Here is a 12,831-nt window from a genome sequence, read left to right as displayed (position 1 = left end):
GCGCCCCTCGAATCATCCTGAACCCGCTGTAAAGCAGGCAAGAACAATCAAAAAGTCAGCATTCTTGACCTATATGCGTTTTAGTTCTCTGGTTCTGAATTCCAGATGTGCATGGTAAAGGAAATCAGGTCAATCTAACTGACCAATCCCATGCCATAGCCAAGCAGGACAGCCCCCCCGACGATGATCCGCCACCATGCGAACAGGCCATAGCCGCGGGCCGAGACGTAACCGAGCAGCCAGCGCACAACCAGGACGGCGCTGACAAAGGCGCAGACAAAGCCGACCGCCACATTGCCCAGCGCCGCGGCGTCCAACACGTCGCGGTTCTTCATCAGGTCAAAGGCAAAGGCCCCCGCCATCGTCGGCATGGACAGGAAAAAGCTGAACTCGGCCGCAGCGCGCTTGCTGGCCCCCATCAGCAGCGCCCCGACGATGGTCGCCCCCGAACGCGACACGCCCGGGATCATCGCCAGGCACTGGATCGCCCCGATGCCTGCCGCGACGGGCAGGGGGATGTCCTCGGCCGCCAGATAGCGCGGCCGCGCCGCCATGCGGTCCACGAACAGAAGGACGATCCCGCCCAGCAGCAGCATCGCCGCAATCAGGATCGGGGTTTCGAACAGCACCCGCTTGATGAAGTCATGGGCCAGAACCCCCACGACCACCGCCGGCAAAAAGGCGAGCAGCACCGCGGCGATGAACCGGCGGGCGCGCGGATCGCGCGGCGCGCTGGAAAAGATCGTCCACAGCCGCCCGGCATAGACCCCCAGGATCGCAAGGATGGCGCCCAGCTGGATCAGAACCTCGAAGGCGCGGCCAGGGCTGTCAAAGCCCAGGAAATGCCCGGCCAGCAGCACATGCCCCGTCGAGGACACCGGAATGAACTCGGTCAGCCCTTCGAGCAGGCCGAGGGCGGCGGCGACAATGGTATCATGCGGCATGAGATGCGCGTTCAGCTGTCGCGAAGGTTCCGGGCCGACGCCTTGAGGGCGTCATACTGGCCGGACGGGCGAAAGCGCCACAGATATTCGGGCACGATGGCCTCGGCCGAGGCAGGCTGAATCCCCAGATCGGCAAAGCCGCGCACGCCCGTGCCGACACGGTTGGGCACGCGAAGCTGCCGGACCTGGTCACGGGTCAGGACGCGGTTGGTCAGAAGCCCGCCGCTGACCGCCTGGATCGTGTCGAAGCCCAGGCCCATCAGGTTGCCCAGCACATCGGGCAGCCCGACAAGGACGCGGCGGCGGCCGATCACGCGGGCAACCATGCGGGCGATCTCGCGCATGGTCATCACGTCGGGGCCGCCCAGTTCATAGATGCCGGGCGCGGCGGCGCCGGTCGCGCCCATGACCGCGGCCTGGGCGACATCGTTGACATGGACCGGCTGCAACAGCGCGCCCGCTCCCGGCAGCGGCACGACCGGGCCCAGCCGCATCATGCCGGCCAGCTTGTTGAAAAAGCCGTCATCAGGCCCGAAAATGACCGAGGGGCGCAGGATCACCGCATCGGGCCGATGCGCCAGCACCGCCGCCTCGCCCCGCCCCTTGGACTGGGCATAGTGGCTGGCGGCCTGCGGATCGGCGCCAAGGGCGGACAGATGGACCAGCCGGCCCACCCCGCCTTCGGCCGAGATGCGGGCAATCCGGCCCGCAGCCTCCTCATGGATGGCCTTGAAGGTGTTGCGCCGCTCGCGCACGAGAATGCCGACGCAGTTGACGACCGCATCCGCCCCCACCATCGCGGCGGTCACGGAAAGATCGTCGCGCACGTTGCAGAAGACCGGCTCGACCTGCCCGACCATGCCGTAGGTGCGCACGACGCCTGCCTGGTTGGGGCGCCGGACGGCGACGCGGACGCGCCATCCCTCGGCCGCCATCGCCCTGGCGATCTGCCGGCCCACGAACCCCGAGCCGCCGTAGATGGTGACCAGCCGTGCCATGATGTCCTGCCCCTTCGGCCAATGCGCCGACCTGATGCGCACGCCTCCGCTGATAGCGAAGGCCCCGCTCCGCATCAAGCGCGCCTGCCCTGCCCCGCCCCCTGCCCGAAGGGGCGACGCAAGTTTTCGCCAAAAGGCCGTTGACACCCCCTGCGGGCATCTCTAAATCACCGCTTCACGCGACCTGCCCAGGTGGCGGAATTGGTAGACGCGCACGGTTCAGGTCCGTGTGCCGCAAGGCGTGGAAGTTCGAGTCTTCTCCTGGGCACCAAATCGCCGTGACAAGGCCCCGCTTCGGCGGGGCCTTTTCAATTTGGCTGCGCGGCTTCTGTTCGGGCGGCTGCGCCTTGCGGCGCTTGCAGTGCAAGCCGGGGCCGATCGCCGGCTGGCGCCGGCCGCGATCCCATGCCGCCCGTTCCCTCGGCACCGTCCCGCAGGGGGTGCGGCGGGCAGGCCTCTCCGCTCTGCCTGCCGCCCATCCAGCCGCCTGGTGGATTGAGCCGTCCGCGCCGCTGCGATAAACCGCCCGCGCAACCGGGGCGGCGGGGCGCGCATGGCTGTCGTTTATTCCATCTTTCATCGTCTGGGAAAGGGCGGGGGCGGCAAGGTCCGGGCGGTGCAGCACCGGCTCAATGCCTTTGCCGAGATGCGCGGCTTTGATCCGGTGCTGCTCAATCTCGATCACCATATCCGCCAGCGGCTGAACTTTGCCGCGCTGCGCCGTGCAGGCGCCCTGCATCCCGCCGTGACCTATGCCTCGCTGCCCGATGCCTGCCTGGGCGCGGCGATCAAGGCCGGCATCGGGGTCTTTACCGACTATCCCGCAGGCGCGGCGACCAGGGCCCGCGTCAGCACCGGGCGCAACAAGGGGTATGATGCCCTGGGCGCAGTCGTCACCAGAACCTACCAGACGGGCAAGGATGTCAGCCGGATCACCCTGATGGACGATGTGCCCTATCAGCTGAACGTCGCGCGGCCGGATGGATCGGTCGTCACGACCGATTTCGCCGCGGGCCGGCCGATCGGGCGCTGGCGCAGGCTGGGCGGCGAATTCAAGGGCGGCACCAACCTCGTGACCGGCACCTTCCACCAGATGGCCCGCATGTTCGAGGCGAGCCTGTTCGAGCTTGTGGACTGGACGGACGCGGTCGTTTTCTTCGATGGGATCACGTCGGCCTATCTGGCCCCCTTTGCCACGCCGCGCAGCATCCTGTTCCTCCATACCGATCACCGCGACCCCGACGGCAGGATCAATGCACGCGCCAGGGGTCTGATCGAAGGCTATCAGGGCGCCGCCATCGTGACCGCGACCGAGGTGCATCGCAGGCGCCTTGAGGCCGACCTGGTGCCCGCCCGCCCTGTCGAGGTGCTGCCGCACTTCATCCAGATCGAGGCGCACCCGCCCGTGCCGCGCAGGCATCTGGTCACCGTCTCGCGGCTGGACCTTGCCGGAAAGCCGATCGACCAGGCGATCCGGGCCTTTGCCGCGATCATGGATGATTTTCCCGGCGTCGATTACCTGATCCATGGCGACGGCGCGGGCGAGGCCCAGCTGAAGGAACTGATCGCCAGGCTGGGCTGCGGGCATCGGGTGCGGCTGATGGGCTATACCGATGCGCCGCTGGCCGTCTTTCGCGGGGCGCTGGCGGCGGTCTGCCCGACCTTGACCGAAGGGTTCGGGCTGTCCATCCTCGAGGCGCTTTCCTGCGGGTGCCCGGTGATCTCGCATGATGTGGATTATGGCCCCCGAGAGATGATCGACGGCCGGAACGGTCTGCTGGTGCCGCCGGGGGACGAGGCGGCGCTGGCGGCGGCGATGCGGCATGTGCTGGCCGATCCCGCCCCGTTCCAGCAGGCGAGCGCAGAGGGGCTGGAGCGCTACAGCCGCCCGCGATACCTGGAAAACTACAGACGGCTGGTCCTGCAGGTGCTGCACGGGGCCGCGGCAGGGCCGCCGGCCGCGGCGCAGGACGGCCCTGCGGGGGCGCAAAGAGAGCCATCTGCCCCCGGCAGGCTGGATCATTACGCCTGGCATGACAGCGCGCGGGCCTATCGGCTGGACGGCTGAAGGCGTGGAATTTTCCGCCTGACCTGCCTGAACCGCCCTTTCATCCGCCGCGTTGTGCAGCCGGTTCCACCATGCGGAGAATCGGGATGCCCCAACTGATCGTCATCGGCTTTGACCGGCAGCAGGATGCCTTTGCCCTGCGCCAGGAATTCGCAGCGGCCCAATCGGAATACCTTCTCAAGCTTGAGGATGCCGTCGTCGTCACCCGCCCCAGCGAGGGTGAATACCAGCTGCACCAGGCATTGAACCTGACCGCGGCGGGCGCGCTTGGCGGCACCTTCTGGGGCGGGCTGATCGGGCTGTTGTTCCTCAACCCGCTGGCCGGGGCCGCGATCGGCGCCGGGGCGGGGGCGCTGTCAGGATCGGCAACAGATTATGGCATCCCGGATGATTTCATCCGCCAGATCGGCAAGACCGTGCCGGTCGGCAGCGGCGCCGTCTTCATCCTCGCCGACGAGATGAACCTCGACAAGCTGCTGCCGCGCATCGCCCATTACGGAGGCAGCGCGCGGGTGATCAAGACCTCGCTGTCGAACGAGGACGAGGCACGCCTGCGCGAAACCCTGTCCGCCCCAGGCTGGCCCGCCCGCGGCGTCACGTCCGGCAGCGCGGGTTCTGCGGCGCCCTGAACGGGCCTGCTTGACGCATGCGGCTGCGGCATGAGACGAGCCGTCCATGCCGCAGCCTTCCGCCCTTGGCGCCCCTGCCCTGCCGGACCCGCCTGCCGCGGCAAGGCGCCGTTCGCCTGCAAGGCATATGTGGCGGCTGGCCCGCTGGGCGGTGCTGCGGCTGTTCTGGATCATGCTGGCGCTGGTCATGCTGTTCGGCTGGCTGGTCAATCCGCCCACGACCTGGACGATCGCCACCCAGGCGGGGGCGCCGCATCCGTGGACCCGCGCCGATGACATCGCGCCGGTGATGCTGCGTTCGGTCGTCGCGGCCGAGGATGCCAATTTCTGCGCCCATTGGGGTTTCGACATGGCCGAGATCCGCCGCGTCATCATGCGCGGGGAACGGCGCGGCGCATCGACCCTGACCCAGCAGACTGCCAAGAACGTCTTCCTGTGGCAGGGGCGAAGCTGGGGGCGCAAGCTGATGGAAACGCTCTACACCCCGATGATCGAGACGCTGTGGACCAAGCGGCGCATCCTTGAAGTTTATCTGAACGTGGCCGAGTTCGGCCCCGGCATCTTCGGCATCCGGGCGGGCGCCGCCCATCATTTCGGCCTGGCCCCCGACCGGCTGAGCGCCGCGCAGGCGGCGGCGCTGGCATCGGTCCTGCCCGCGCCCAAGCAGCGCCTTGCCCGGCCCGGCTCGGCCCGTGCGCGGGCGATCGCCGACGGGGCGGAAACCATCCGGCGGGACGGCCGCTCGGCCTGCTTCGAGGGAACGGGGCACTGACCGCCGCCGGTTGAAAGGCGCGGCCTGGACGCGTATCACCGCGCGATCCCGACGATGGCCGGACAAAGACGCACGATGAATACCCATTCCACGCCGCGGCTGTATCATGTCGCCCTGTCCCCGTTTTGCCGCAAGGTCCGGCTGGTGCTGGGCGAGAAGCGGATCGAGGTCGAGCTGGTCGAGGAACGCTGGTGGGAGCCGGGGTCCGAGATCATGCGCCGCAACCCTGCCGGCAAGATCCCGGTCCTGCGGATGGATGGGCGGCTGCTGTCGGAAAGCCAGGCGATCGTGGAATATCTGGACGAGACGATCCCCTCGCCCCCGCTGATGCCGGGCACGCCGGCCGAGCGCCACGAGGTCCGCCGCCTCTGCGCCTGGTTCGACGACAAGTTCAACGACGAGGTGACGCGGCCGATCCTGTCGGAGCGGGTGTGGAAGAAGATGATGAAGGCCGGCTATCCCGACAGCAAGCTGGTCAAGTCCGGCCTGCGGGCGATCAAGGATCATATCGACTATCTGACATCGCTGCTGGAAACGCGCAAATGGCTGGCTGGCAACATGTTGACGCTGGCCGATTTCACCGCGGCGGCGCATCTGTCCTGCCTCGACTACATCTCGGACGTTGACTGGGACCGCTCGCCGACGCTGCGCGACTGGTATGCGACGGTCAAATCGCGCCCTGCCTTCCGCAGCGTGCTGGCCGACCAGGTGTCGGGGCTGTCGCCCGCCCCCCATTATGCGCAGCTCGACTTCTAGGCCGCAGGGGGGCGCTGCCCCCCGTCCGCCGGGGGCGGACTCCCCCCGGGATATTTCCGTGCAGAAGAAGGATCTGGTCGCGCAGGCGCTGGCCGAGGGGTTTTCCGCGGTGCGCGTGACCACGCCCGATGCGGTGCCGCAGGCGGCGGCGCGGCTGGCGGCATTCGTGGCGGCGGGGCGGCACGGGCAGATGGGCTGGATGGCCGAGCGCATGAACTGGCGCGGCGATCCCGCGGCGCTGTGGCCCGAGGCGCGGGCGGTGATCATGCTGGCCGAGGCCTATACCCCCCCGCACGACCCGCGCGAGGATCTGGCACGGCCGGGGCGCGGCGCGGTCAGCGTCTATGCGCAGGGGCGGGATTACCACGACATCGTCAAGGCGCGGCTCAAGCGCGTCGGCCGCTGGCTGATCGACCGCGCGGGGGGCGAGATCAAGGTCTTTGTCGATACCGCGCCGGTCATGGAAAAGCCGCTGGCACAGGCAGCGGGCCTGGGCTGGCAGGGCAAGCACACCAACCTGCTGAGCCGCGCGCTGGGCAACTGGTTCTTTCTGGGGGCGATCTTCACCACCCTGCCTTTGCTCCCCGACCCGCCCGAGGCCGAGCATTGCGGCTCCTGCCGCGCCTGTCTGGACGCCTGCCCGACGGATGCCTTTCCCGCGCCCTTTCAGCTCGATGCACGGCGCTGCATTTCATACCTGACGATCGAACATCGCGGCCCGGTGGACGAAGGGCTGCGCCCGCTGATGGGCAACCGCATCTATGGCTGCGACGATTGCCTTGCCGCCTGCCCCTGGAACAAGTTCGCGGTTGCGGCGGGCGAGATGCGCTATCACGGCCCCCACCGCGCCCCGCTGCTGGAGGATCTGGCGGTGCTGGACGATGCGGGGTTCCGCGCGCGCTTTGCCGGCAGCCCGATCAAGCGGATCGGGCGCGACCGGATGGTGCGCAACGTGCTGTATGCGATGGGCAACAGCGGCATGGCGCGGCTGCGCCCCCTTGCGCAGGGGTTGGCGGAGGACGCCGACCCGGCCGTGCGCGATGCCGCCCGCTGGGCGGCGGGGCGGCTGGCAGGCTAGCGGGCATCGGCTGGCCAAGACGGTGCGAGTGATGCTGCGGGCAATCCCGCAGCGGCGCCCGCGGCCATCCGCCACGGGAGAGGGCGCCGCGGCTTTACCGCGGACCGCCCGTCAGTCTGCCGAACCGCCGCTTTCCAGCGTCAGGTCGGCCGCGGCAGAGCCGTGCAGGACAAGATCGAGATTGGCCAGGTCATTGGCGAGATGCCGGGCAATGGCGGCCTCGTCGCGCCCGAGGCCCTGCCAACGCCGGCGCAGCCGCTCCGCCAGCACTGCCCGGTCGGCCGTTACCATGACCGTCAGATCGAACAGCGGCCGCATATCGCGCCAGACCGGACGGTCGAGCAGCAGATAGTTGCCCTCGACCAGCACCAGCGGATGTTCGGGGCCGATGCGGCCCGCGCCTGCGATGGCGATGTCCCGCTCGCGGTCGAACAGGGGATGGATGACCTCGCCCCCTTGTCGCAGACGGCCGAGCAGCGACAGGAACCCGGCCGCGTCAAAGCTGCCTGGGCTGCCCTTGCGATCCAGCAGGCCGCGCGCGGACAGGATGCGGTTGTCAAGGTGATAGCCGTCCATCGGCAGCACCGTCGCCCCTGGCAGCATGGCGGCGGCCTGTTCGGCAAGCGTGGACTTGCCTGCCCCCGGCGGGCCGGCCAGCGCGACCAGCCGGCGGCCCGGCGCCAGGGCGTCGATGGCCGCGGCCAGCGGCCCGGCGATCGCCTCGGCCCAGGGGCCGTTCACGCCGCCACGCCTTCGGGCATCTTGGCGCCCGTCATGTAGGCGACCGCGTCGGACATGCTGTGCTCGCGCGGGTTGATGACGCATAGCCGCCGGCCCAGGCGGTGGATATGGATGCGGTCCGCGATCTCGAAGACATGCGGCATGTTGTGGGAAATCAGCACGATGGGCAGCCCGCGCGAGCGCACGTCAAGGATCAGGTCGAGCACCCGCCGGCTTTCCTTGACGCCCAGCGCCGCCGTCGGCTCGTCCAGGATCACGACCCTCGAGCCGAAGGCCGCGGCCCGCGCCACCGCGATCCCCTGCCGCTGGCCGCCCGACAGGGTTTCAACCTTCTGGCCGATGTTCTGAATCGTCATCAGCCCCAGCTCGGTCAGCTTTTCACGGGCGATCCGGTCCATCCGGGCGCGGTCGAGAATGCCGAGCCAGCGCCCCAACAGGTCCCCCCGCCGCAATTCGCGCCCCATGAACATGTTGTCCGATATGGACAGCGCCGGCGACAGGGCGAGCGTCTGATAGACCGTCTCGATCCCCGCCTGCCGCGCCTCGAGCGGGCTGGCAAAGCGGACCGGCTTGCCGTCGAGCAGCAGATCGCCCTCGTCCGGCTGGACCGCGCCCGACAGCGCCTTGATCAGCGTGGATTTGCCGGCGCCGTTGTCGCCGATGACGGCCAGGATCTCGCCCGGACGCAGGTCGAAATCGGCCCCGTCCATCGCGGTGACGCGGCCATAGCGCTTGGTCAGTCCGCGCGCTTCCAGGACATAACCGCTCATGACGAAATCTTCCTGATCCACTGGTCCACGGCGACCGCGATGATGATGAGCCAGCCGGTCGCAAACAGCTGCCACAGGACATCGACGCCCAGCAGCCGCAGGCCGGAATTGAACACGCCGACGATGATCGCGCCGATCAGCGGCCCGGTGATCGAGCCGCGCCCCCCGAACAGCGAAATCCCCCCGATCACCACGGCGGTAATGGATTCAAGGTTTGATTCCGCAAAGGATGTCGGGCTGACAGAGCCGACGCGCCCGATCGCCGACCAGGCCGCCAGCCCGCAGATCAGACCCGCCGCCATATAGACCGACAGCAGCACCCGGTTTACCTGGATGCCGGCCAGCGCCGCCGCCTCGGTATCGTCGCCGATGGCATAGACGCGCTTGCCCCAGGCCGTCATGTTCAGCGCCACATAAAGCACCGCGAACACCGCCAGCATCAGCAGAACGCCCCAGGTGATGACAAAGCCGCCCGCCTGGAACTTGTTGCCGAACAGCTTGAGCAGGGGGGCGGCCGCGTCGATATCCTGGCTGCGGATCGTGTTGCGGTCGGACAGGTAATAGACCAGCGCGATAAAGATGTTCAGCGTGCCCAGCGTGGTGATGAAGGGCGGCAGCCGCAGCCGCGTGACCAGCATGCCGTTCACCCAGCCCGCCGCAAGGCCGCACAGGATGCCGGCCAGGATGGCCAGCGGGGCGGGAACGCCCATCTCGACCCCCAGCTTGCCCATCACGACGCTGGCCAGCACCATGACCGCGCCGACCGACAGGTCGATCCCGGCGGTCAGGATCACCAGGCTCTGCGCCGCCGCCAGCGTGCCGACCACCGCCACCTGCTGCAGGATCAGCGACAGGTTGAAGGGCGACAGGAAGTTGGGCGCGACCAGCCCGAAGCCGATCACCGAAACGATCAGCACCAGCACCGGCACCATCGTGGGATAGCGGTGCAGGAAATGCTGCAGGGATTCCAGCGGGGTGCGCCGGACGTGAAACTGTGCGACCTCGGCCGGCGTGGTCTGGCTCATGGCGCCCTCTCGTGTTCGCGGGGCGGTCCCTGTTGCCGGAACCGCCCGTCATGGTTCAGCGCCTCAGCCCCAGCAGAGCTTCAGCCCCTCGTCCGAGGTGATCGAGGGAACCCCCTCGACCGGCTGGTCGGTGACCAGCTGGACGCCGGTGTTGACGAAATCCAGCCCCTCGGTGGCCTTGGGGCGCGTCCCGTCCTTGGCAAAGGCGGCGATCGCCTCGATCCCCATCTCGGCCATCTTGAACGGATATTGCTGCGAGGTGGCGCCGATCACGCCTTCCTTGACGTTCCTGACGCCGGGGCAGCCGCCATCGACGGACACGATGGTCACGTCCTTTTCCTTGCCAAAGGATTTCAGCGCCTCATAGGCGCCCGCCGCGGCCGGCTCGTTGATCGTGTGGACAACGTTGATCGAGGGGTCGCGCTGGAACATCGCCTCCATCGCGCGGCGGCCGCCCTCCTCGTTGCCGTCGGTGTATTCCTGGCCGACGATGCGCTTGTCATCCTCGTCGCCGTATTTCGACTTGTCCTTGGGGTCCATGCCGAAACCTTCGACGAAACCCTGGTTGCGCAGGACATCGACCGAAGGCTGGGTCGCGTTGATGTTCAGCATGGCGATATGGGCATCCGCCGCCTTGTCGCCCATATGGCCCTTGGCCCAGGCGCCGATCAGGCGGCCGGCCTCGAAATTGTCGGTGGCAAAGGTCGCGTCCGCCGCCGTCGCCGGTTCCAGCGGCGTGTCCAGCGCGATGACCAGGATGCCCTGTGCCTTGGCCTGCTCGACCGCCGGAACGATCGCCTTGGGGTCGGATGCGATCAGCAGGATGCCCTTGACCCCTGCGGCGATGCAGCTTTCCATCGCCTGCTGCTGGGTTTCATGGTCGCCGTCGATCTTGCCGGCATAGCCCATCACCTGCACGCCCAGTTCCTTGCCCTTGGCCTCGGCGCCTTCCTTGACCTTGACGAAGAAGGGATTGATGTCCGTCTTGGTGATGACGCAGGCCTTGACCGGTTCCTGAGCGGCAGCGGCCAGTGTCGAAACGCCCAGTGCCAGCGCCGCAAGGCCGGCGCGCCTTCCATAGTTCATCATGATGCTCCCTGCTGGCGCCTTGTTCTGGCGCATGATCGGGCAAGCTGACGGCGCGGAAACATCTTGTCAATCCGCTCTGTCGCAGGCCGCCCGCGGCAAGGGCGCCGCCGTCCTTGCAGCGCGCGTCCGGGCGCGCGAACATGGCCCCAGGCACCAGGGGGGGGACATGCCATGCTGCTTGGCCGGATGATGCGCCAGCCACTGACGATCGCGTCGCTGATCGCGCACGCGGCCCGATACCACGGGGGGACGGAAATCGTGTCGGCCGAAACCATGGGCGGGTTCGAGCGGACAAGCTGGGGCGCGGTCGCGCGGAACGCCCGCCGGATCGGGTCGGCCCTGCGCGGGCGAGGGATCGAGCCGGGCGACAGGGTCGGCACGCTGGCCTGGAACAACCGCCGCCATCTTGAACTGTATTTCGGCGTTCCCGGCGCGGGAATGGTCTGCCACACCGTCAACCCCCGGCTTTCGCCGGACCAGATGGCCTATATCATCAACCATGCCGCCGATCGGATGCTGTTCATCGACCGCAGCTTCGTTCCCGCCATCGCGGCATTGCGGGGCCAGCTGGCATGCCTGCGCGGGATCGTGCTGCTGGATGGCCGCGACGATGAGGCGGCAGAAGCGATCCCCGGCCTGCTGTTTCACGACGAGCTGCTGGAGGAAGGCGATCCTGACGCGCCCTGGCCCGAGGTGGACGAGAATGCGCCCTCCTCGCTGTGCTATACATCGGGGACGACAGGCAACCCCAAGGGGGTGCTGTATTCGCATCGCTCGACCCTGCTGCACGCCCTGTCGGCCAACAACGTGGACGGGCTGGCGATCGGTGCGGCCGATTCGGTGATGCCGGTGGTGCCGATGTTCCACGTCAACGCCTGGGGCATCCCCTATGCCTCGGCGATGGTGGGCGCGCGGCTGGTGCTGCCCGGCCCGCGCCTTGACGGGGAAAGCCTGGCGCGCCTGATCGTGGACGAGAACGTGACGATGGCCGCCGGCGTTCCGACCATCTGGATGGGCCTGCTGAACGCGCTTGAGGCGACGGGGCTGCAGCCCACCAGCCTGAGGCGCACGATCGTTGGCGGATCGGCGCTGCCCCCCTCGATGCGCGCCGCATTCCGCGAGCGTTACGGGGTCGAGCTGGTCCATGCCTGGGGGATGACGGAAACCAGCCCGCTGGGCACGCTGAACGCGCCCCTGGCCAAGCATCTGGCGCTGCCGTTCGAGGAACAGGACCGTATCGGCAACGGCCAGGGCCGGCCGCTGTTCGGCGCGGAACTGCGCATCGTCGATGCCGAAGGCCATGTGCTGGCGAATGACGGCACGACCGAAGGCGAATTGCAGATCCGCGGCCATTGGGTGGTTGACAGCTATTTCGGGGCCGAGAAAAGCAGCCTGACCTGGGACGGCTGGTTCGATACCGGGGATATCGCCACGATCGACGCCGATGGCTACATGATCATCCGCGACCGGTCCAAGGACATCATCAAGTCGGGCGGCGAATGGATCTCCACGGTTGACTTGGAAAACATCGCGGTGGCCCATCCCAAGGTCGCCAACGCCGCCGCCATCGCCGCGCGCCACCCCAAATGGGACGAGCGCCCGGTGATCTGCTGCCAGAGGCGGCCGCAATCCGACCTGACCGAAGACGAGCTGCTGGCCTGGTATGACGGCAAGGTGCCGCGCTGGCAGCGGCCCGACCGGGTGGTCTTCGTGGACAGCCTGCCGCTGGGACCGACCGGAAAGGTGGTCAAGGCCGTCCTGCGCGAGGCGCATGGCGGCATCCTGTGGGACGACGCCATGGCCGCGCTTGAAGCCGAGCAGGTCGCGGCGGGCTGATGGCGCCGGCCGGCTAAAAGGGGGCGGCCTTGGGCGCGGGCGGCGGTGTGGAACCCTGGACGCGTGCGCGCAGAGCGGGGCGCGCTGCCGTTCTGCCCTGGGCGGGCGCAGTGCCGGTCTGAGGT

12 protein-coding genes and 1 tRNA gene are annotated in these 12,831 nt (G+C 68.2%); 7 read left to right on the top strand and 6 right to left on the bottom strand.

Going from position 1 to position 12,831, the window contains the following annotated elements; all coding sequences use genetic code 11:
- Positions 1–134: 134 nt before the first annotated feature.
- Together B0A89_RS07660 and B0A89_RS07655 are read right to left on the bottom strand one after the other, a co-directional pair.
- Positions 135–944, bottom strand: a complete 810-nt coding sequence (locus B0A89_RS07660) for an undecaprenyl-diphosphate phosphatase (protein WP_085377638.1) — start codon at positions 942–944, stop codon at positions 135–137.
- A gap of 11 nt (positions 945–955) precedes the next feature.
- Positions 956–1,942, bottom strand: coding sequence for a complex I NDUFA9 subunit family protein (locus tag B0A89_RS07655; protein ID WP_205949736.1), 987 nt, complete (start codon positions 1,940–1,942; stop codon positions 956–958).
- 186 nt (positions 1,943–2,128) lie between these two features.
- Here B0A89_RS07655 and B0A89_RS07650 point away from each other — a divergent pair.
- From B0A89_RS07650 to queG, 6 genes are all read left to right on the top strand, one after another.
- A tRNA-Leu gene (locus B0A89_RS07650) sits at positions 2,129–2,213 on the top strand.
- A 282-nt stretch (positions 2,214–2,495) separates the two neighbouring features.
- Complete coding sequence (locus tag B0A89_RS07645; RefSeq protein WP_085377637.1) at positions 2,496–4,010, top strand: glycosyltransferase; 1,515 nt, start codon at positions 2,496–2,498, stop codon at positions 4,008–4,010.
- Between the two features lie 86 nt (positions 4,011–4,096).
- On the top strand, positions 4,097–4,639 hold the full coding sequence (locus B0A89_RS07640) for a DUF1269 domain-containing protein (RefSeq protein ID WP_085377636.1): 543 nt from the start codon (positions 4,097–4,099) through the stop codon (positions 4,637–4,639).
- A gap of 46 nt (positions 4,640–4,685) precedes the next feature.
- Positions 4,686–5,411, top strand: a complete 726-nt coding sequence (locus tag B0A89_RS07635; protein ID WP_085377635.1) for a transglycosylase domain-containing protein — start codon at positions 4,686–4,688, stop codon at positions 5,409–5,411.
- A 75-nt stretch (positions 5,412–5,486) separates the two neighbouring features.
- On the top strand, positions 5,487–6,167 hold the full coding sequence (gene fzlA / locus B0A89_RS07630) for an FtsZ-binding protein FzlA (RefSeq protein ID WP_085377634.1): 681 nt from the start codon (positions 5,487–5,489) through the stop codon (positions 6,165–6,167).
- A 58-nt stretch (positions 6,168–6,225) separates the two neighbouring features.
- Positions 6,226–7,245 carry a tRNA epoxyqueuosine(34) reductase QueG gene (gene queG, locus B0A89_RS07625; RefSeq protein ID WP_420814374.1) on the top strand — a complete coding sequence of 340 codons (1,020 nt, stop codon included), beginning with the start codon at positions 6,226–6,228 and terminating at the stop codon, positions 7,243–7,245.
- Positions 7,246–7,356: 111 nt separating this feature from the next.
- Here the strand turns inward: queG and B0A89_RS07620 are convergent, their stop codons facing one another.
- From B0A89_RS07620 to B0A89_RS07605, 4 genes are all read right to left on the bottom strand, one after another.
- A complete protein-coding gene (locus B0A89_RS07620) occupies positions 7,357–7,986 on the bottom strand; it encodes a nucleoside/nucleotide kinase family protein (RefSeq protein ID WP_240558447.1) in 630 nt (209 codons plus the stop codon).
- Positions 7,983–8,756: an ATP-binding cassette domain-containing protein gene (locus B0A89_RS07615; RefSeq protein WP_085377632.1), complete on the bottom strand. Its 774-nt coding sequence runs from the start codon at positions 8,754–8,756 to the stop codon at positions 7,983–7,985. Before B0A89_RS07615 ends, B0A89_RS07620 begins: the two co-directional genes overlap by 4 nt.
- Entirely contained in the window at positions 8,753–9,781 is a 1,029-nt protein-coding gene (locus B0A89_RS07610; protein ID WP_085377631.1) for an ABC transporter permease, read from the bottom strand. The genes B0A89_RS07615 and B0A89_RS07610 overlap by 4 nt, the downstream gene beginning before the upstream one ends.
- Before the next feature lie 63 nt (positions 9,782–9,844).
- Complete coding sequence (locus B0A89_RS07605) at positions 9,845–10,870, bottom strand: substrate-binding domain-containing protein (RefSeq protein WP_205949735.1); 1,026 nt, start codon at positions 10,868–10,870, stop codon at positions 9,845–9,847.
- 174 nt (positions 10,871–11,044) lie between these two features.
- Here B0A89_RS07605 and B0A89_RS07600 point away from each other — a divergent pair, with 174 nt between their 5' ends.
- Positions 11,045–12,706 (top strand): long-chain fatty acid--CoA ligase, encoded by a 1,662-nt coding sequence (locus tag B0A89_RS07600; RefSeq protein WP_085378818.1) that lies wholly within the window; start codon positions 11,045–11,047, stop codon positions 12,704–12,706.
- Positions 12,707–12,831 lie beyond the last annotated feature (125 nt).

This window comes from Paracoccus contaminans (assembly GCF_002105555.1).
Lineage (GTDB): Bacteria > Pseudomonadota > Alphaproteobacteria > Rhodobacterales > Rhodobacteraceae > Paracoccus > Paracoccus contaminans.
This window is presented reverse-complemented; position numbering and strand designations above follow the sequence as displayed.

Bases quoted from the DNA above. Each gene is read 5' to 3' on its own strand.
- B0A89_RS07660 (WP_085377638.1), bottom strand. From the start codon at position 944: ATGCCGCATGATACCATTGTCGCCGCCGCCCTCGGCCTGCTCGAAGGG.
- B0A89_RS07655 (WP_205949736.1), bottom strand. From the start codon at position 1,942: ATGGCACGGCTGGTCACCATCTACGGCGGCTCGGGGTTCGTGGGCCGG.
- B0A89_RS07645 (WP_085377637.1), top strand. From the start codon at position 2,496: ATGGCTGTCGTTTATTCCATCTTTCATCGTCTGGGAAAGGGCGGGGGC.
- B0A89_RS07640 (WP_085377636.1), top strand. From the start codon at position 4,097: ATGCCCCAACTGATCGTCATCGGCTTTGACCGGCAGCAGGATGCCTTT.
- B0A89_RS07635 (WP_085377635.1), top strand. From the start codon at position 4,686: ATGCCGCAGCCTTCCGCCCTTGGCGCCCCTGCCCTGCCGGACCCGCCT.
- fzlA (WP_085377634.1), top strand. From the start codon at position 5,487: ATGAATACCCATTCCACGCCGCGGCTGTATCATGTCGCCCTGTCCCCG.
- B0A89_RS07615 (WP_085377632.1), bottom strand. From the start codon at position 8,756: ATGAGCGGTTATGTCCTGGAAGCGCGCGGACTGACCAAGCGCTATGGC.
- B0A89_RS07610 (WP_085377631.1), bottom strand. From the start codon at position 9,781: ATGAGCCAGACCACGCCGGCCGAGGTCGCACAGTTTCACGTCCGGCGC.
- B0A89_RS07605 (WP_205949735.1), bottom strand. From the start codon at position 10,870: ATGATGAACTATGGAAGGCGCGCCGGCCTTGCGGCGCTGGCACTGGGC.